Genomic DNA, 21,288 nt, shown 5'->3' with positions numbered 1-21,288 from the left:
CGAGAACGCCCTCGGCGAGCTGAACCAGCATTTAGCTGAGGGATGGGATGTCGTTAATACTTTCCCCATGAGCGGAACAGGAAATTCAATGTGTTCCGCAGCTGTCGTCATCTTGAAGAAAGAGTGAGCTAAGGCGTAGGGATGGAAGCTGTCAAATCCAATACGTTCCACATTGCGATCGTATCCGCTTGCTGCCCGATTGTCCGATCAGCCGTTAAGCTCTGTCATCGCATCTTGCGTTTCACCGAACCTTTCGATTTTCGGATCAACCATACGAAGCAGCGACAGATGCAACTTCGACATGCTGGTGTCGCGACGGAAACGGATTTCGCGGCCCGACCGAATCGAACCACCGCCACCACCGGCCACAAGAACCGGAAGGTTCTTCGCAGAGTGCTCGTGTCCGTCGGCAAGGCTAGAGCCATAGACGATGGCCGAATTATCCAACAGCGAGCTGCCGTCTGCTTCCTTGATCTGTTTTAGGCGGCCGAGAAAATAGGCGATTTGCCGGTGGTGCCATTCCGTGACCAAGTTGTATTGATCACGTTTCACTTCAGGCGAGCCCCATGATGTGATACCGTCATCGTCTTCCGTATCACCCGATGCATCTTTCCAATGGGATAGAGCGTGCCAGGTACCCTGGACTCCGTCAACGAAATTGAAATAGCGGTTGCTTTGTCCATGATCAAGCATAAATGAGGAAACTCGAGTTGCATCGGCCCAGTAGGCCAGCGTAATCATGTCGAGCATCAATCGCATGTATTCTTGATAGTCTTGGGGAATTCCCGCGTTGGGCCGAACCAAACGCTGCGTTAGTTCCGGGTTTTCTGCCGCGCGTTGGGCTTGTCGATCCGCGAATTGAATCCTTCGTTCAACGGCGCGTACCGACTCGAGGTACTCATCCAATTTACGGTGGTCATCCGTACTAATCCGGTGCCGCAAGCTGCGAGCGTCTGCTAAGATTGCGTCCAAGACCGATTGGCCCGACAAGGCACTGTTGCCAACACGAAACATTCGATCAAAAACCACACGAGGTTCCGTTTCTCGAGGAACCGGCGTCGACTGATTGGACCACGAAATCGTATTACGGACCAAACTGTTGGAAAAGAATCCTTCACCACGCATGGAAAGTTCGAGCGACGGCAACAACATCTTGCTACCCGTAGCTCGTGCAGCAATCTGATCGGCTGACGCACCACCCGCGTTGATTTTTCGACCATCGTAACCGTGCCCGGTCAACCAAGTGGCCGTTCCTGCTCCATGACCATTTCCACGGGGCGTCCAAATTCTTCGTGGAATGACAATGTCCGACTTGAACGGCTCCAGCGGTTTCATCCATCGATTCAAGGTCGCCAGCGTGCCATCCGATTCAACTTTTTCTGGCTTCCAGGCACCGTGTGCGACGCCGTTGGGGAAATAGAGATAACATAGCCTGACCGGCTTCTCGACTTTCGCCGCACCCATCGCTGATTGCGATCCCATCACGTCCAGCAACGGTAAGCAGACTGCTCCGCCAACGCCGCGCAACATGGTACGACGATTGATCGGTCTGTGAAAACTCATGGTTTCTCCGTTGTAGCCACGTGATTCGGCCGATTCATCTTGTATTGAAATGGGTAGCTGAGAACAACTTCCTGCAGCAATGTTTGCATCTGATCGTTTTCAGCCATCACCTTGGCAACAATCGTGCGAATCGCGGGTTCATCGTAATATTCTAGTTGTCTTCCGAGTGCGTACGACAACATTTTTTGCGACATTTGACGTACTAGATCGTCACGTCTTTGTTCCACAATCACTTGCTTCAAGCCGGCCAGTCCCTGAAATTCGGTGCCGTTGGGAAGCCGGCCCGTCGGATCAATTCGTCGTTGACCACGACGCGTTCGATAGCGGCCAAACCAATCGTATTGCTCCAAACTGAAACCGAGCGGATCCATCTGGCTGTGACAAGCGTAACAGTTTGGCTTACTGCGATGGAGCTCGAGTTTTTCACGGAAAGAAAGACTCCGGTTTTCTTCGATCTCTTCGGGAAATTCGCTCACATTCGGTGGGGGGGGGGGAGGCGGTGTTCCGAGAACATTGTCCAAGATCCAATGCCCGCGACTCACAGGACTCGTACGATGCGGTACCGAAGTCACAGCCAGTAAGCTTCCTTGCCCAAAAATTCCGCCCCGACGTTTGGTATCCTCGAGCTTAACCCATCTCATTTGCGGACCCTTGACGCCCCGGATATTGTAGAGCTTAGCCAGTTCCTGATTGAGAAAGGTATAGTCGGCGTTAACCAACTCCGAGATCGGTCGGTTCTGTCGCACAAGATAGTTGAAGAACATCGACGTTTCATCCCGCATCGCGGCCATCAGCGATTCCGTACACCATGGATTGTCGATCGGATCCAGTCTCATACGAACGCCCAAGTGTTGAGAACCCAACCATTGTGAGGCAAAGACCGATCCCAACGTGTTAGCGCGAGGATCAGCGATCATGCGGGCGACCTGTTGCTTCAAAACGGCCGTATCGCGAAGGCGTCCTACCGCCGCCAATTTGAATAATTCATCATCGGGCATCGAAGCCCACAAAAAGTAGGAAAGGCGACTTGCGATTTCCCAATCGTCGGCTCGATAGGGTTCCGATTCTGCCGCTCGCACCGATTCGCTAAGCAACAGGAAGCTGGGCGAAATCAAAACCGTTTGCAATGACGCTCGGACGGCTGATTCATAGTCTGTTCCGCTTTGCACGGCCGCAACGATCGGCTGGACATAGCGTTGCACTTCTTCTGGTTTTGGTAAACGTCGGAAGGCTCGCAATAGAAATTTCCCGAACAGCTCGGTCGCCGCTTTTTTGGCTTCCGCGGGCGAGCTTGGCTGAGTGTGAAAGAAACGCTTACGAGTCGCTTTTTGCTCCGCACTTTCAATTTCTAACGGTAAAGCCGCCATCACAACGGACTCAGCGATCCCGATATATCGTTCCATGAGCAACGGTTGAATAAACAGCGAATTTGCGCTGTTATCAAAACCGCTAGTCGCTGTCAGATCATCAGGGAACCGGTCAACAACATCGATTTCAATTCCAAAAAGGTCGCGAACGGTGTGGCTGTACTCGCGATGCGTTAAACGTCTTGTCGCTTCAAACCCTGGGTCGCGAATATCGCTGTAGTCGAAATTGTGAATGGCATGATGCAACGCCAAAACAATCGTCTTACGATCCTTCAGATCCGGCTGCAGTCCATCTTCCGTCGGCATCACGTGATTTTTGGTTTGCTCAATCACGTTGATCCACTTTTCTCGGCTTTTGACGATAGGCGATTCGGTGAGTAATGCTTCCAAGTTCAGTTCGCCGGAAGATGAATCATTCCCATGACAGTCCACGCAATACTTGCGCAGCAGGGGTGCCACATCGCGTTGGATATCCAATTGAACATAGGGTGCAAGCGTTTGCTCGTTCACCACAATCGGGTTGGGAATATCAACGGACGCATTCTTTTCACTCTTCTCTGCCCGCGGCGAATCTTCTTGGCGTTCGTCAATGCCACGTCGCAATTCCTGAAGCTTCTCCTCGAGCTCGTCAATGCGTTCTTCATCGGCTTCCTCTTCCGCTTCGCGTAATTCCTCTAAAACTTGAAATGAGCGAAACACCTTTTCCAGCTTCGTCTGGATCTTGGCGCGTTCTTGCTCCAAGGGCCCCTCGGCTGACTCGGGACCATTTAAATAGATGGGCATGAGTTTTTTGGTTATTTTTTGAACTTCACGCAAGCCTTCGCTTAATCGTTCAAGCAGCTCGATACGTGCTTCATCGTCTTCTTCGCGTGCTTCCCGTAGACCTTCTTCAATCTCTAAGAGTTCATACTCGGCTTCCATGATCTGCTCCCGACTCTCAATTTCGATTTCAAGCCGTTCGAGTTCAAGATCAAGTTTTTCCACCCGTGCAACATTGCCATCGTCTTCGGCTTGTTCCACCTGTCTTTCAATGGAGACCCGCTTTTTCACCGTCGCGACAAACTCGTCGATCATCGCGATGCGTTTCTTCAATCTCGTCGCCGTTGACTCAAGCTCCTCAAGGTCGAACGCAAGGTGTTCTCGGATTTCCAAGAGTTCTTCGAGTTGCCCATTTTCTTCCTCGAAGCCCTCTTCTTCGTCCTCTTCGTCCAGCTCTTCGCGGTCCCGTTCATCCTCCTCTTGTTGGACGGCAGCTTTTGCCGAGGGCGCAGACATAAGGGTGATGCCGGCAAACAAAATGGGAATCAATATCGCAATCAATATCGCAATCAATAATCGTTGGACAAGTTTGAGTTGAGTCGTTGTCATTGACCGTGATATTCCATCATCCCCGAGGGATTTGGTGTTTTGTGCAACTGGAACGCCGTTTCGCAATGTTCGAATGGGTCGTACCATCGAGGCGCGATGCCTTAATCGTATGGCAAACCGAAGTCGATGCTGAGAGGGGCTGTTCCGGATTCGTATAGCTACCTAATGGCTTCGTCTGATAAATCGTAACAAAAATCGTTTATTCATCGATTGAAATTTCGATGGGGCGTCGGGCCAGCCTCGTCAGACTAAGCTAATGTCGCCTGACAACAATCGTTAGCAAACATCGCCAAACTCGTCAATTTACGATGACGTTTCAACAATAAAGGGTAGATCTATCTTTGTCCAAATCTCGGATCCAGAAATCGCAAATTAGCCTATCTGGTTTAGTGGGCTGCACAAAAACTCTGGCTCGACGATCAGTGCCCTGCCTTAAAAGTAGCCCTGCCTTAAAAGTAATAGGTCCTGTCGACCTGCGTGTTCCGAAAAATCGTGATTGGAAAGCGATTTCCTCAGACGGCTGGATTCATTTCAGATTTTGCTCAATTCATCAATCTCGAATATCCTACGGTCTGCTGGCGAAAACAACGGGTCAATCCACATCCCCGGGCCTAGCCTATTCTGAGGATACTTTTTTCGTTTTCTTCAAGTTGAGCCCGTCAAAATCGCAACCGGGCTTGAAAGAACGCTGACAGATATTCCTATACAGCCATTTGCTCCCGCCGGTGCTCTGATGAAACAGATACCGATCATTGCCCACGAAACAACATCAAGTCGGCAGCCAGAGTCACCTTCGTTGCGTTGATCGAAGCAATTCGTTTCTGTTCCGACCACCGCCGCCCTCGATAGGTCATCGCTAATGCGTCTTCGATTTCGTCGAGGCCGATCTCGATCCTCGTTCGCCATTGCTTTTGTTCGGCACAGAGCAACCCGTTGTCATTCATCTCTTGGACAATTGCGTCGACTCGACTCCGATGCGTGCCTTCCTTTTGCACCGCCTCCCGAAGCTCAATCAGATCGTCTTCGGCAGGCACTGCGACAATGCAACAACCGGATGCACTTAGCACTCGCTTGATTTCAGCCACGGGCCTCCGCCCAAACAAAGACAGCACACAGTCCACACTTGAATCCATAACAGGCAGACCGCGATCTGCATTTGCAAGAACCCAAGTGGCTTCCGGCCAGCCTTTCGCCGCAAGTTTCATGGCCGGTTTAGAAAGGTCGATACCGCAGAACTTGGCGGCTTGATCAGGAAACATCGAGGGGCCGAAGGAACCATCCCCGCAGCCAAGATCCAGAATTCGCATTTGTGGAGAGGAATCGGGAATCCACAACTTGAGGGCCGTCACTAATCCGGCCGCATGACCACGCCCAAGCCAGCGATGTCTGGCGAACACAGCCTCTCGATTATCGCCCGGGTTTGTCGACTTCTTATCCTGCGGCTGAGTAAGGTTCCAATAGCCCTCTTTGGCTTGGTCAAAATGGTGACCCGCAGCACAGCCAAGTCGATCTTCCGAGTGAACAAGCGATTGGCGACAGTTCCGGACGGTACAACGAAGTTCAAGCATGACCCAATTCTATTGTCCTGCGAAAATATAAAAAGGTCTTGGCTTCAACCCACAGAGTCGGACTGCGGCGAACCGACCTCAGAAGCGTATTTTTATGCGGGAGAGGTTTTTGCACGCAGGCAATCAGTCCGACCTTGGCTAACCCATCTGACCACGCAACTAGTTCCGATAAGTTACCTTTCAATTCGCTTACGCGGCTATTTTGACAATCAAGCCAATTGAGCAAGGTACCGTTGGATGTCCTCAGGCCATTCTGTTTGAAACTGGATGAGGTCTCCCGAGATCGGATGTTCAAAACGCAAGTCGGCCGCGTGCAGAGCCATCCGTCGGACATGGCTGTCGTCGGCTACCTGCGGCTTTTCGAACGGGCCACGGTATTTGATATCTCCACAAATCGGGTGCCCAAGTTCTGCAAGATGAATACGGATCTGGTTAGTGCGTCCCGTTTCCAGTCGGCACTCCAATTCACTATACGCACCAATTTTTCGCAAGGTTTTAAAATGAGTGACGGCCCGTTCACCCATCGTTGTGTCCGTGGTACTACCTCGTAATCCGTCGCCACGATCCCGAATAAACTGCGACGCGACCGTTTGATCTGCGATGGATCCAGGGATCAACGCCAAGTATTTCCGTACGGCGTCGTGTTGGGCAAACTGTCGAATTATTTTGGTTTGGGATTCCTGATTACGTGCAAACACAATCAACCCGCTTGAATCACGGTCAATCCGATGAACCGACAACAATCGCAGAAATCCTCGTCGCTTATATTTGGAATCATTTTTCTTCGCGGCATACTTAGCGATCATCCGAGACACGCACTCGTCCAGTGTGGGCTGCAGATTTTTTCGCGCCCAGGACCAGTCTGAATCTGACTTTCGTCGCAGTGTCACCATCCCGGCCGGTTTTTCAACCACGACCAGTTGCGAGTCAATGAATCGCATGTTGACATCTTGGTCCGTTGGAGGCGGTGGCAAGGGATGGTCCCAAATCGTTATCTCTTCACCCTTCGCCAATCGTCGGCCTTCGTCGACACAAAGCACTCCTCCAATCGAAACGCGCCGAGTACGTTGAATCTTTTTGACTGCCGACCAGGACGGATCATGGGGCAGATGTTCGCGCATCGCCGCCAAGACCATTTGCTTGTCTTCGGAAATCGTGAATGTATGAATGGGCTGCATCAATCTAATAATAATAAAAATGGGTTGATATGGTATCCACCTCTGGCTGTTTCCAAAATCGCGGTGTTGTCGGAATCGAATTCGCTGCTGGATTGAAGTTTACTTGGGCTGGCCAGCGTCTGGGTGGTAAAGCAGGAGTTGAGGAAACAAAGGCTCTTGAGGCTAGAGCGACAAAGGCTGCGTCTCGCGATTTCATTGCGTTGATTCACGCAAGCTGGCAAATCCCGCGACAGGTTGATTCGTAGATGGCCGGCGATCGCAGTTCTACTGATTTGTTGATTTCGTGCAAAACACGGTTCCGTTGAAAGTAAGTTCAGGCCGTTTCCTACGTTGGCCGCCTCTGTTGTTCGTTGGGAGACCATGCGACAATCAGCCTTCCAATCGGTCACTCGACGTGCATTGCCGCGATTACGGAGACACTCATGATACTAATGTTTCGTTGCTTTTCTCTGCTACTGGTCGGAATCTGTACGGCAGCCACAGCAGAAGAAACTGCCTCGGTCGAACTCTACGCTCCCGCCGCAAAACACTTTTTCCCTGCTAATCTTCAAGTTGAGATTTTATCCAATGGACATCAACTGGCCGAGGGGCCTGTCTGGCACGTCGGCGAAGACTGCCTGCTCTTTGTCGACATCCCAGCGAACTCGGTCTACAAATGGAGCAAAAAATCGGGTGTTTCGGTTTACCTGACTCCCAGTGGACGCACTGGCTTTGCGCCGTCCCTGCAAAACGGAGTGATCGGAGCAAACGGTCTCGCTTTCGATCAAAAGCAATCCCTGGTGCTGTGCCAACACGGCGATCGCCGGATTGCTAAGTTGATCAACCCAGGCGAGGTAAACCCCGAATTTATCACACTCGCGTCGCATTTTCAGGGCAAGCGTTTCAACAGCCCGAATGATCTGACCATCGCCGAGAACGGTGACATTTTCTTTACCGATCCACCCGGTGGATATCTCGACCTGGCGAACAGCAACTTCGAACAAGGCAAAGTCGTATTCGACACGCGACATAAAGAACTCTCGTTTCAGGGCGTCTATCATTACCACGCCGACTCACAAAAAGTCTCGCTCGTGACCCAGAAAATGAATCGTCCAAATGGGATTGCGTTATCCCGAGATGGCAAGCGTCTTTATGTCGGTAATGCCGAAGACGATAACCCCCACATCATGCAATTCTCGACCGACGACTACGCAGGGAAGCTGTTTTTCGATGGCCCCTTTCGTAAACAGGACAAGGGCGTTGTGGACGGCATGAAGGTTCATACGAGTGGGACCCTGTTCGTAACAGGCCCCGGCGGAATTCACCTGCTTTCAAATGAAGGAGCAAGACTTGCTCAAATTCGGTTGGATCAACCGGTCACCAATCTCTGTTTCGATCCGAATGAACAGTTCATGTATTTCACAACTCACCATTCCTTGGCTCGATTGAAGCTAAATCGATTGTCCGAGGCGGCCCACTGACCGCCGTGCCGGTGTGTTGCCATGAGACAACGTAAAAGACATAACGGTCATCGCAAGGTGACGGGCGACTCTATGACCTCTTGCGGTACGATCCTTGCATAGCCACTCGGCCGGCACTTGTTAGCATTGTCGCACCCTGCAGTTCAACCAACGCTTCAAAGTGCATCAGTACGAGAAGTGTTTTTGCATAAGTGAACAAAGTATTCTTCGTGTACGATAAGTATTGACACCCATCCTCGGGAAAAAAACTCGGATCATGAAACTAACCGTGCTCTTACTCTTCGTGCTGGCGAACGCCTGTTTTGCTGGTGATGTCGTCCAGCCTACTGGAATTTTCGAGAATGGCAAAAATGAGATCGATCGCGATTCTGATATCCAGATCGGCGAGCGTCGAACGATTAATCCCCAAGCCACTTCGAACGCCAAGTTGCATTTCGATTGCCTCGACGCTTTGGAGTCGCCGGTTAGGGCTGATCGTCCGAATATCATCTTGATCATGGCCGACGATCTGGGTGTTGAGGGAATTGGCTGTTACGGCGGCACGAGTTACCGCACACCTTCGATTAACCGTCTGGCAAAACAGGGCGTCCGATTCAACCACGCGTACGCGCAACCCTTGTGTACGAACACGCGCGTCCAGCTCATGACCGGCTTGTATAACAACCGCAACTGGCGTTACTTCGGAATCCTCGATCCGCAAGCAAAAACAATCGGTCACTCCATGCAGGATGCGGGCTATAGCACCTGCATCGCGGGCAAATGGCAGTTACAGAGTTACGACCCGCCGAGCTATCCCGGTTCCCATCTGCGTCGCGGCAAGGGAATGAAGGTCACGGACGCGGGCTTCGATGAGTACAGTCTCTTCCATTCATGTCACACGGAAGACAAAGGCTCGCGATTCGCCAATCCCACTTTTTTCGAAAACGGCCAACTCACCAGGGAACTCCAAGGAGAATATGGGCCGGATCACTGGGTCAAGTTCATCAACGATTTCATCCAACGCAAACAGAACGATGACAAACCGTTCTTTGTCTACTATGCGATGGCGCTGCCGCACCGACCGTTCGTGCCCACACCCGACAGTGCGGACTGGCTAGACGAGGCAGCTCACTCAACAGAAGACACTCGTCATTTTCCAGACATGGTCGAGTACATGGACAACTGTGTCGGACGTGTCGTCAAACAGATCGACGACTTGGGGCTGAGCGAAAACACCCTCATTATCTTCTACAGCGACAACGGAACTCACCAAAAAATCACTTCACAAACAAGAAACGGCCCGGTTGTCGGCGGCAAAGGACGCACGACGGATGCGGGTACGCATGTTCCCTTGATCGTCCGATGGACAGGAAAAATTCAACCAGGTCTAAACGACAACCTCGTGGATTCCACCGATTTTCTACCGACGGTCATGGAAGCGGGAGGTCAATCGATTTCCCGCGCAGCCAAGCTGGACGGCATCAGCTTCTACCCCCAGTTGTTTGGAAATCCAAGTCAAATTCGGCCGTGGGTCTTCTGTCACTACGACCCGCGTCCAGGATGGGACAAAGACCAATTCAGAAAGATCCGCTTCGTTCGCGACAAAAAATACAAGCTCTACGGCGACGGCAAGCTCTACGACATACCCAACGACAAGCTTGAACAGCAACCGATCCTCACCCCTGAGGATACGGAGGCGAGTCGCAACGCACGCGAGCGTCTGGCTTCGGTGTTAAGGGACATGCCTAACCCCGATCCGGTACCGCGAGATGGTGATCCGCGTGATTCTGAGCAGCGTTTATATCTGGCCGCAGGTGATCAGATCTCGGTGTTCCAGCTGAACCAGGCAAATGGCGAACTGACTCTTCTGCAAAAACTGCCGCTCGATGGGGCTGGGCCGTTCACTTTCGCCCCCAATCGAAAGTTGATGTATGCCGTCGCGACGTCGTCAGGACCCAAGGAAAACTCGCCCGCCCTTGCAACGCTGGAAATCGAACATGGCGGCAAACTAAAAATCGTCAACCAAGCCAAAGTTCATTTTCGACCCGGATATCTGATGACCGACAACAACGGCGAATTCCTTGCCGGCAACCACTACGGTCCGGGAAAGGCGTCGATCTGGAAGATTGATCCGATTTACCGCGGTGTCACGCTCCAAGCATTGACGCTCGAAAAGAAGGCCCACAGTACGGTTTTTTCTCCCGACAACCACTGGCTGTTGGTCCCTGCAACCGGCCCGAACAAGGTCTTCATTAACCAGTTCACGGCGCAAGTTGGAAGTTCGGCACCGCATGACCCACCGTTTGCCCGCGGCCCCACAGCAGTTGACGATGCACAACAACCACGGCATCTAATCTTTCATCCCAATTTGTCGATGGCTTACACGACTAACGAACGAGAACAGCCCGGCGTCGGTGTTTGGGAATGGAACACCGAACAGGGCACGCTTGCAACGATTCAAAATATCGTAACCCAACCGCCAGACTTCGATGGTCGCATCACGACCGCCGATCTGCATCTCACTCCGGATGCCCGCTTTCTATTCGTGTCTAACCGCGACATTACCGAACGGGGCGCAGCGACCGGAGAAGACAGCATCGTCGGCTTTACCGTCGATTCGCAAACGGGTCAGTTAAAGATGACGGGACACTATCCGTGCGAACGCGTTCCACGATCATTTACGATCGACAAGCTTGGCAAGTTTTTGTACGTGGCGGGTCAGGGTGATGCTCGACTGGGCGCCTATCGAATCGAGAAGTCCGGTGCTCTGACAAAGATCAAACAGTACGAGGTAGGAAAAGGACCGATTTGGGTTGAGACGCTGTCGATTCTCGATTGAGTTGCTCTTTTTCCGACCGGTCAAAAAATAAAGCCGAGCATTTCCTTGAGGGATCCACGGTTGACTTCACTTTCAACGACCAACGATTTCCGTCGACCCGTTAAACCCTCCGCGTGACAAAATCACCCCGCCAAGGCCCGTACGTTTCTACCACCGCAACAGCCGCCCAATGGTTCCCACCCATCGCAGCAACGACGGACAGGTCACTCCCGAACACGAATTCGACGGATCAATCGTCACCGCCCTTGCCAGTTCGAGGCAAAACTCAATTCACGTTCTCGATGCGGATCTTTCCGCCGTCAACGCTCAGGTAGATGATGACGGGAGGCGTATGCAGAATTCCGTTCGTACTCCTTCCGAGTGCCGTCATCGAGATGTCACCGGGCCGTTGCGGGTCGCCACCGCCTACCTTGAACGGCAATTTCGTCGCCGGCACAACCGTCGAATTTCCCCGCTGGTCGACTAGGGTCAAGCTCCCATCGGGCTCCAACCCGATTACGCAAGGTGCGCTGAGCATCAAAGCCGCTGAATCGTATCTCTCATGATAGAGATGACCGACGAACTCCTGCCGAATGCGTTTGGGACGTTCAACCCAAGTAACTGTCAACACGACGCCAATCAACACCATGACGAGAACAAAAATTGGTTTCTTGTACTTAGTCATTCCATTTTAATCCTCAGGAGGAATCCGCTTACCGAAAGAGAATCCTGTCGATCTTTGTGATCACGACTGCTATTTCGCATCTTACCAGCGACTACCGTTTTTTCATTGATCTTGTCAAATGATGGGCTGCTTCCTGTCAGCGCCCCCCAGGGAAGCCGTCGGCTCGACTGTGGACACCGCGTCCGCCTCGGTTCAAAACACGGGTGTTGATCATCGTTGCGTGAACGTCCCCGCGCATGGGTTGAGTAAGGTAATAACCTGATCAAGCTCCGAATCGCGCGGAAAGCCGAATGAATCCAAACAAGTTTGGCGGGAACGAACCCGATGCGATTTTCCCAGCTGACCAAATGGGTGCGACTTTGTCAACAGACTAAAGTAGAGAGAAACCGTGGATCAAGGACAGGATATGAAAATGTTTACAGTTATCTAAATAGGCTTATTTTTCGTTCAAGGAACTTACTTCTGTGATTGAATTGTGCTCGGCCAGACGATAGGCTCCGGGAATGAAGGTCAAACTCCGCTTATCCCGGTTACTGCTTTGGACAACTTACTGCCTGAGTGTCTTGATAAATTCATCATTTGCAGAGAACCCGGTGGAAAAGCAAATCACATCTGCGTCTCACGGACACATCTTGACCAATACGGGGGTTTGGTCGCCCGATAGCAAGTGGATTACGTACGACGTGCGAAGTGATCCGGCGGGAGACATGTTCGATGGGCAGAGGATCGAACGCGTGAATATCAGCTCGGGCAAAGTCCAGATTCTTTTCGAATCTCGCAACCAGGCAAATTGCGGAGTTGCGACAACGTGCCCGACTGACGATCGTGTCGTTTTCATCCACGGCCCGGAAAATCCAGACGACGATTGGCAGTATGCCGCATTCCATCGTCGCGGCGTGATCGTTCACGCCGACCAACCGGACACAGACGAAAATCTTGATGCCCGAGATATCGTCGCACCTTTCACGTCCGGCGCACTGCGAGGCGGCTCGCATGTTCACACATTTAGTGGAGACGGAAAATGGGTTGCTTTCACCTATGAAGACCACGTGTTGTCGAATGTCGATTCGGGAACCAAGCAACATGATGCGAACCAAAAATACGATGAAAATCAGCGAAACGTCGGAGTCAGTGTTCCGGTACGATCCGTGGTACCGAAACACTCACATCCTCGCAATCACGCTGGCTCCCATTTCTCGGTGCTTGTAACGCGCACCACGTCGAATCCACACCCCGGTTCGGACGAGATTACTCGCGCCTTCAGCGACGCTTGGATTGGGACCGACGGTTACCTGCGTACCGATGGCGGTCGACAAAAGAAGGCGATCGCTTTTCAGGGAAACGTGCTGACACAATCGGGTGACACGATTTCCGAAATATTTGTTGTCGATCTACCTGAGGAGGTGAGCAAAGCGTCTGAATACGGACCACTCCAAGGAACGCCACATCAAAAACCCCAGCCACCCAAGGGGACGAAACAACGTCGACTCACTTTCACAGCCGACCGCAAGCATCCCGGTATTCAAGGTGTTCGCCATTGGTTGCGCAGTTCACCAGACGGATCAAAGATCGCGTTCTTGATGAAATCCGACGATGGGATTGCCCAGTTGTGGACTGTTTCGCCCAACGGAGGAAAAGCGGAACAACTGACAAACAATCTGCAACCGATTAGTTCTGCGTTCAGTTGGAGCCCCGATGGAAAATTCATCGCCCATACGATGGATGGATCGGTTTGCGTCACGCTGGCGGATTCTGGCCAGACGATTCGGCTGACTGAGACGGGGCGTTGGCCGATCAGACCCGAGGCATGCGTGTTCTCACCGGACGGAACGAAGATCGCTTCTTTGCGCCACGTATCGGAAAACGGGCAGGCGTGGAATCAGATCTTTGTTCTGGATGTTCAGGCCGCCTTGGCGAAACGACCGTGACCTATTTTCTGCATCGAATTCCGTACTCAGCGGAGCCAGCACATTGCAAATCGGCAACGTGACGCAGAGCCGAGCGACGCTCAGCTCACCGCGAGGGAAAGTCCGAATCCCTTGATTTTCGCGAATCAGTTCCCCTACAATCGGCCTCACCAGCCACCCGCGAACGAATGTCATGTTCGATCGATGGTAGAAGCCTGTGTGCCTTTTTCTTGCATAACAATCCGCCTTTCGATGTAACGATTGAGATACAAAATCTATGTCACGACCGCAAAGAAACCGTTTCGTCATTTCGGCAACGTTCGTTGTAATCGCCTTTGCAACCGGCGTGGTCGCGGACACCAAGACGAAAGATTCAGAGCAAATCCAACGCGATTCTGTGCCGTTTTTTGAGCTTCGAGATGAAGGGGGTTTTCATGGCCCAATGGATGTCACCATGGATGGAACCGTCTTGATATTCATTGTCGAAGGCAACGACAACGGCGACAAGATTTATGTCAAACGTTCGGAAGATGGTGGATCGACCTGGTCTGACCGGCAGTTCATCGGTGACCACATCGAATTAGATTGGAAAGCGCTCGGCATTGGCCCGTACGATGGCAAGGGATGGGGCCGCGACAAAAAATTCCGCTTTGCCAGTCTGGGCACGAGCGTCGTTGACGAAAACACTGGCGAAATCATGTTCTTTATGACCGCCCTTCATCCGGCACCCTACATGTACAAGAGCAAGGACCATGGCAAGACATGGAAGCTTGAGAAGGTTGAACTCAAGAAAGACTCGCGAGGCTTTTTGACAAATCCAAATCCCGCCTGTGACCCTGGTATTACGATCAAGTATGGCCCCCACAAAGGTCGTCTCCTGGCCCCTGCTCGCGTGATGGTTAACTACAACAAACACGATGAAGCCAAGGGCTATACCAATGCGGTTTACAGCGACGACCACGGAAAGAGCTGGTTTTCGAGCGAGCCATTCCCAATCGACGGGACAGGTGAATCAGGTTTGGTAGAGCTCCGTGATGGAACAATCTATTTCAATTCTCGCACCCATACGAGGAAAGGCAATCGCTGGGTCGCTTACAGTGACAACAGCGGAAAAACATGGCGAGATTGCCACGAAGATGATGAGTTGTTCGATGGTCCGCCTGACATGTATGGTTGTAAAGCGGCACTGCTGAGAATCGACCGTGACGACCGTGACATACTTCTATTCAGCGCTCCTGATCCGAGTCTGCCAGAAAAACAGAATCGCGCGAACATCAATGTTTGGGTCAGCTTCGACGGCGGAAAAACATGGCCCGTTAATCGGTTGGTGAAAGCAGGGCCCGGCAACTATTCCTGGATGACTCAGGGTAGAAAAGGCACGCCGAGTGAAGGCTTTATCTACCTCCGAAGCCTGGAAGGTGGAATGGCACGATTCAACATGGCATGGTTACTTCAACCCGACGATCAAAAGGCTGGGGAGTAGGCATTTCAGAGCGATGTACCCGACACCGATAACAGAACGAACATTGGACCGTCTGACGATCGATTCGTCTTACCTCCAAGACATGATTATGAAATGTCGCAAACACCACCTATCGTCAAGTCGGTAGAAAACGCTTTAATTTCCCAAATCAGTGACGATCGGGTAAAGGATTCCCAGAGCGGTTACCAACTGATTGACCCCAAAACCAAGGGCCATGTTTAGTCGCACAAGATATGCCTGCCAGGTGAAAATTTGAACGTCAGCTGTGATGTTTCCTCTGGGACTGTCGTGGTTACCCTGTTCGATCGCACCGGAAACTTGATCAGTACCAGCAAACCTTTAAGGGGTGGCCTGAAAATCGAAGAATCTATCCAATGGGTCGATCGGGTCAAGATCGACAAGTACGTTGCAACGCCGGTAAGCGTGAAGTTTGAACTTCGCGGTGACGCAAAGCTCTACACTCTGAAATTCGACGACGTGTATTGGGACTAAAACGGCTTCGGCCACAATCGGGTAACACCTTTGCAGTGTGCATGCAATTAGGTTTTCCAACCGGCGTTTCCGTGGCTTGCCACCGCCCGATCGCCTGCTCGGTGATTCCGCCATGCACCGTGATTCAGCCATGCACGACATCAACCGACTTTGATCGGCAGTTTGTACCACGAGTTTTGCAGGTAACCCTTCGCGTTCCAGGGCACGCGAGCCGGCATGAAACTTCCTGATGAATCGGTAGCCCTTACGATCAACTGACGGGTCGAGTCGGTCACATTGATTTGAGTTCTCCACAATTGCCAACAAAATTCCGCATCGTTCCCCGTCAATTCGGCCTTCACCCAATTCTTACCTGAGTCACTAGAAACAAGCACGGATTTCGGTTTACATGCTGGCCGCCCACTTGGCAGCACATAACCGGTAACCTCCACCTTTCCAGCTGCGACGGTTGAATGAAGGGGCGGAGAGCAAATTGCTGCGTTGACCGGATAGCGGTAGATCGGACCCGACTCCATCCAATCCAGCGGATCCGTCTTCTTCACAAGTTTGTACGCGGTTGCCACGTAGTGATTCGGCGATGGACGATCACTCACAACGATCTTTCCCAACCATTTCACACTGCGAGCCCCAATGTAGCCGGGGACAACTGTTCTCAAAGGAAACCCATGATCGGGCGTCAAGGGAGCACCGTTCATGGTATGAGCCAACAGGGGGGCGGCTGCCCCTTGGCCAACGATGGCTTTTTGCATCGGAATGGAGCCACCAAACGGTATCGTATCGCCTCCTTTGGAAATCTCGTCCAAGCCTTCAAACCAAACATGCTTGGCGTCGCCAGCTACTTCCACAAATTTGAGCACGTCAGCTAGCGAGACGCCGGCCCAAGTTGCATTGCCAATTGCGCCGGCTTCCCATTGCACACCGCCGACCTTGCCTTCCTTGTTAAATTCGATGCGTCGATTGCCGGCGCATGTGAGTGTCGCAGTGGTCGTCTTGGTAGCGAATCGTTTCAAGTCGTCGAGCGATAGCGACATCGGGCGCCGAACCATCCCTGTGACTTCCAATTTGAAGCTCGACGGGTCGATCACCGGATTGGGCGCGTGGCTACGCACATAGAACAGCGAGGTCGGGGTGAGCCAAGACTCGACTAGCTTGCTCAGTTCTGGTTCACCATTTCGTGGGTCGGTTGTGCGAAAGATCAGATCCTTGCGTGTAGCATCTTGGGCGATGACGCTCGAAGGGTTCAATCCGGTAGACAAGGCGAGACTGCCGCAAGCAGCCAGCATTTCTCGTCGGGTGATATCTAAAATGCTCATCCAATTTTTACCCAGTTCTCGTTTGAAGTAAGTCGCGCCAAAACCGTCGATCAGGTCGTCGGACACACCCGCTGTGCATCGTTCATGGCTTCACATTCTATCACAAGTTCGTTTCGATTTACGGCCGTCGACCAAGCCAGAGGGGATCCTGAATATCTGATTCATCTGCTCAGCGAGAAGTCAGGTACTCTCATGAAAACTCGGCAACGTCCACAAACGGCGTGGCATTCAACTTGCGGCAAACATCGAGAAGATGAGGCGATGTTGACGCGCCCTGCTTATCAGCCCTCCTTCCAGGATCACCAGTGTGACGGGAGCATAGCTCTGAAAGATCCAAGCGAGCGTAGCCCGCGCTTGACACAGGCTTATGGTGGGGCAGGGGAGATGCTTAGCGCCCGGCGTCATTCATCCGAGGCTGTTCCGGCGAGGATATAAGCCAGCAGATCGAGGATTTCATCGCGCTGCAGATGATCGATTGTCCCCTCTGGCATCATCGACAGCCGTGAAAGCGCGCGCTCTTCGACATTTGCTTTGCGCACGCGTTGCGACTGCGCAAATGATTCCTGACCACGCAAAACGATTTCTTCGTTCGTTTCGGAATGAATGCGTCCCTGAAAAACTTCACCGTCGGAAGTCACCAGAACGGTCGATGCATACTTTGGCTCAATCTTCGCTGATGGCGTGATGACCGATTCCAAAATCTCGATTGGCTTACGACGTTCGGCGATACCACTAAGATTGGGGCCGATTCCAGCAAGTTCTTCTTCAATTCGATGACAATGCCCGCAGCCCGATGATCGAAACAGTGCTTTTCCACGAACCAATGATCGATCCTCTTGGAGTGTCGACAGATCTTCTGTCAAATCCGCCACGGACCAATCACGAACAAACTGCCGCTGGGAAGGCATCGACGCAATCCATTCGCCGAGTAAACGGACCGCCGATTCATCGACTTGATTCGAAACCAAGGGCGGCATCTGGCCGCGTCCTCGCCGAGATATCCGAGCCAGCAAGACGGACTGACTCGGATCCCCTAAGGCAACAATGCGAGGCTGTGTGAGCCCAAACGTTGCGTGCTGAGGGTACTCGTCAAGAATCCGCATCGATTCCGTTTTTGTCGTAAACTCCAACTCCATTCGAGCGTTCCCACCGCCTGCGGCCACATGACAACATGCGCAATTCGTATGGAGATACGATCGAGCTCGATCCGTTAAGGAAGCCGAGGGGTCATGAGGATTTACCAGTTTGAGTCGCTTGGCTTCGGGCTTTGGAGCATAGCCGGCAAGCAAGCCAATATGAGCGAATGTACGCAGTTGATTGTCGACCGTGCCAGAATAATTGAAGTCACGATTCATCTGCAAGTCGCTGAGTCCCAGCACATAGTTCACCGCTCTGGCGTGACATGAAATGCACTCGGCCCTCGACGGAACACGCCAGACATGACCATCTGCCAGAGAAATGTCTTTCCCATCACTCGCAACGAGTTCCGCCTCGGATTGCTCTTCATTCCACAAATACGAATAAGCCTGCCATTCGTTTTGCTGCTTGAGAAGAACTCGCGTTTCCAGCCGACGTTTTCGAATTTCACCCTGGTGGGTTTCGTCAATCGATAGCGTCTGAACAAGGACGGACCGATCAGGAAAATTCCAGCCGCGATCCGGCGAATAGGCGATCTGCAGTTCTTCGGGGAGAGCGATGAATCGATCAGCCTTCGCACCGTCTGCCCAACCTGGAGAAACAACATCGTACGGAATCACACCAGCGGCAACCTTGTGATTATCGGTCGATTCAAACAACCCAGTGTCGGACAATTTCGTTGGAAATACTGGCAGCTCATCGAGTCGATCAACATCTGGGTTCGGTTCCAGACGATACATTCCCTGTACCGAATCGACAACCATCAGGTCACCGCGATGTGAATTGGAGAACGCAACGATACTCAAAGACGTGTCGGCAATTTCCTGATGGTAGGTTACCTGCTGACCATCATGTCGGCCGGCCCAAATTTTTCCGGTGGAATAGTCACCATAGATATAGGCTCCCACCAGATCCTCCAATCGGTCGCCGTTGTAGGTAACGCCGCCTGTGAGCGAACGGGATTCCGTGTGATGGTGTTCGAATGTGGGAGCTACCAAATTCCCTGGCCCCAGTTCCCTGTGTGCATAAAACGGGTGACTACCTTCGTAAACGCTCCAACCGTAGTTTTCACCTTTGCGAAGCAAGTGGGCGGTCTCCCATAGATCCTGTCCATTGTTTCCAACCCAGATCTGTCCCGTCTTCCTGTTGATCGACATCCGCCATGGATTACGCAGGCCGATCGCCCACAATTCGCCGCGCGCATGGGGAATGTCGACGAATGGATTATCAGCTGGAACCGAGTAAGGTTTGTCATCCGATGGACAGTCGACGTCGATCCGCAAAACGCCTCCCAGCAGGTTGGTGACATCCTGAGCAGAAAGCCACTGGTCAGAATCACCAGTGCCATCGCCGGACGTGATGTAGAGAAAGCCATCGTTGCCAAACACCAAGTCACCTCCGTCATGCCCCATCGACCGCCACTGAATCATGTCGACGGCAGAACTAGGATCGCAAGTAACCTGCTCCCCTTCTCGTCGCACCGTGTACCGAGTCACACGATTGAGCCGCTCCGATTCACCGGTCGACCCGTTACTAAACAAATAGATGTAACCGTTTTCCAAGTAGTTCGGATGGAACTCCATTCCGTACACCAATCGGCGAGGCACCGACAGGAGGAGTGTTTTTTCTGTCACCTCAGTACGATCAACAACACGCAACAGTTTTGACGGTCTATTCTCTTCACCGCCCTGTTCAATCACGAACAGATGTTTCCCGTCGGGTTCCGGCTTGAGGTAGATGGGACGATCCCATTGGATGCCGGCAAACATCTTCGTTGCCACATAGGGACGTGGCGGATCGGGCGACCCCACCAACCGCGAATTCATCCAAGCAATCCGCGAACTCAATCCGAACGGTCGTTCTTGCTCGTCTTCGTCGGCAACCGCGACAGTCGAAAGAGTAAGCATCAATGCACAAACAACACCAGCAACGGCAAGACATCTTTGTGATGCTGACCGATTCACGACGATCTTTGACATGTCGTAACGAGACATAAGGCTCTTTGTTTCTGCTCAGCACATCTTCGATAAATTCAAGTTTGCCGATAGCAATGCTTGGTACGTCGATGCCGCACAGGGTCAAAATATCCAGTCGACATCTCTCGCATGGTACTGCAAATGTTTGCGTCTACAAGTCTTTGAAAACAGGGGCGTTGAAAACGGGGACGGGAGCCACTTTTGCCGCAAGCTAGGCAGGGCAGCTAAACTACCTGAGCGAATCCCAGTCGCGACAACTCCGATCAGGTCATGGACGATGGGTACCAACCGTGCTTGACGAACCAACTCTTCATTTACTTCAATTCCGAAGCCGTGAGCCATTATACCTGCCATCGCCGCCAGGCTGCTCTCGGCTGGATGATGCCGTAAAGGCGCGTTGAAAACATTTTCAAAAAAACTTGCTCGATTGTGTAGCGTTTTAAAAGGAAAAGATGCTCCGTGGGTGCGGCGGCCATTTCGTTCCAGCCATTTATGCCATTGGTGGTCATGTGTACCACGTTCTGAACCGAGCCAATGCTCGTCAACCGATTTTTCATAAGCCGGAAGATTATTTGGTGTTCGAGCGTGTTTGGCGAGAAGCCACGCTTCTTCATCCACTACCTTTGCTGGGCTACTGCTAAATGCCCAATCACTGACATGCGATTGTTTGGCCTCCCAAGAAAGAGGACAGCCTGGTGTGACACTTCATGCATTGGATGACAATGACGCATACGCAGCGATACCACCAACGCTACGGGACGGTCGGGACGTAACACCTCTACCAAGCCAGGTTCAAAAGCTTCCCTGTTGAGATCGAGGGACACGGGTATCATGTCTTGCGTGACACAGAACGAAACGCCCTGCGTGCCAATCTAGTTTCGACGGCGGCAAAACGTGGCCAGTCACTCGCCTGGTCAAGGAAGAGTCGGGCAACTGTTCGTGGATGACTCAGGGTAGAAAGGAAACCCCTCGCGAGGGCTTCATTGATTTACGA

The 21,288-nt window shown here is 52.2% G+C and carries 12 protein-coding genes; 4 read left to right on the top strand and 8 right to left on the bottom strand.

Annotated elements, in window-relative coordinates:
• Positions 1-207: 207 nt before the first annotated feature.
• The 4 genes from P8N76_11595 to P8N76_11580 all read right to left on the bottom strand — a co-directional run bounded on the left by P8N76_11595 (position 208) and on the right by P8N76_11580 (position 7,044).
• Entirely contained in the window at positions 208-1,563 is a 1,356-nt protein-coding gene (locus tag P8N76_11595; GenBank protein ID MDG2382306.1) for a DUF1552 domain-containing protein, read from the bottom strand.
• A complete protein-coding gene (locus P8N76_11590; protein MDG2382305.1) occupies positions 1,560-4,298 on the bottom strand; it encodes a DUF1592 domain-containing protein in 2,739 nt (912 codons plus the stop codon). Before P8N76_11590 ends, P8N76_11595 begins: the two co-directional genes overlap by 4 nt.
• A 749-nt stretch (positions 4,299-5,047) precedes the next feature.
• Positions 5,048-5,866, bottom strand: coding sequence for a methyltransferase domain-containing protein (locus P8N76_11585; GenBank protein MDG2382304.1), 819 nt, complete (start codon positions 5,864-5,866; stop codon positions 5,048-5,050).
• A 209-nt stretch (positions 5,867-6,075) separates the two neighbouring features.
• Entirely contained in the window at positions 6,076-7,044 is a 969-nt protein-coding gene (locus tag P8N76_11580) for an RluA family pseudouridine synthase (protein ID MDG2382303.1), read from the bottom strand.
• Positions 7,045-7,466: 422 nt separating this feature from the next.
• Here P8N76_11580 and P8N76_11575 point away from each other — a divergent pair, with 422 nt between their 5' ends.
• Both P8N76_11575 and P8N76_11570 read left to right on the top strand, forming a co-directional pair.
• Positions 7,467-8,504, top strand: a complete 1,038-nt coding sequence (locus P8N76_11575; GenBank protein MDG2382302.1) for an SMP-30/gluconolactonase/LRE family protein — start codon at positions 7,467-7,469, stop codon at positions 8,502-8,504.
• A 256-nt stretch (positions 8,505-8,760) separates the two neighbouring features.
• The gene (locus tag P8N76_11570) at positions 8,761-11,322 is read left to right on the top strand and encodes a sulfatase-like hydrolase/transferase (GenBank protein MDG2382301.1); all 2,562 of its coding nucleotides are present in this window, start codon (positions 8,761-8,763) and stop codon (positions 11,320-11,322) included.
• 265 nt (positions 11,323-11,587) lie between these two features.
• Here P8N76_11570 and P8N76_11565 read toward each other — a convergent pair whose 3' ends face one another.
• Entirely contained in the window at positions 11,588-11,986 is a 399-nt protein-coding gene (locus P8N76_11565; GenBank protein ID MDG2382300.1) for a hypothetical protein, read from the bottom strand.
• A gap of 503 nt (positions 11,987-12,489) precedes the next feature.
• Between P8N76_11565 and P8N76_11560 the strand changes: the two genes are divergently transcribed.
• Both P8N76_11560 and P8N76_11555 read left to right on the top strand, forming a co-directional pair.
• Positions 12,490-13,914 (top strand): DUF3748 domain-containing protein, encoded by a 1,425-nt coding sequence (locus tag P8N76_11560; protein MDG2382299.1) that lies wholly within the window; start codon positions 12,490-12,492, stop codon positions 13,912-13,914.
• Positions 13,915-14,170: 256 nt separating this feature from the next.
• The gene (locus P8N76_11555) at positions 14,171-15,376 is read left to right on the top strand and encodes a sialidase family protein (GenBank protein ID MDG2382298.1); all 1,206 of its coding nucleotides are present in this window, start codon (positions 14,171-14,173) and stop codon (positions 15,374-15,376) included.
• A gap of 632 nt (positions 15,377-16,008) precedes the next feature.
• On the opposite strand, the gene P8N76_11550 is transcribed toward P8N76_11555, so the two are convergent.
• From P8N76_11550 to P8N76_11540, 3 genes are all read right to left on the bottom strand, one after another.
• Positions 16,009-17,247: a molybdopterin-dependent oxidoreductase gene (locus tag P8N76_11550; GenBank protein MDG2382297.1), complete on the bottom strand. Its 1,239-nt coding sequence runs from the start codon at positions 17,245-17,247 to the stop codon at positions 16,009-16,011.
• Between the two features lie 335 nt (positions 17,248-17,582).
• Complete coding sequence (locus tag P8N76_11545) at positions 17,583-20,312, bottom strand: PQQ-dependent sugar dehydrogenase (protein MDG2382296.1); 2,730 nt, start codon at positions 20,310-20,312, stop codon at positions 17,583-17,585.
• Positions 20,313-20,396: 84 nt separating this feature from the next.
• Entirely contained in the window at positions 20,397-20,912 is a 516-nt protein-coding gene (locus P8N76_11540; GenBank protein MDG2382295.1) for a hypothetical protein, read from the bottom strand.
• Positions 20,913-21,288 lie beyond the last annotated feature (376 nt).

The organism is Pirellulaceae bacterium (assembly GCA_029243025.1).
Lineage (GTDB): Bacteria > Planctomycetota > Planctomycetia > Pirellulales > Pirellulaceae.
This window is presented reverse-complemented; position numbering and strand designations above follow the sequence as displayed.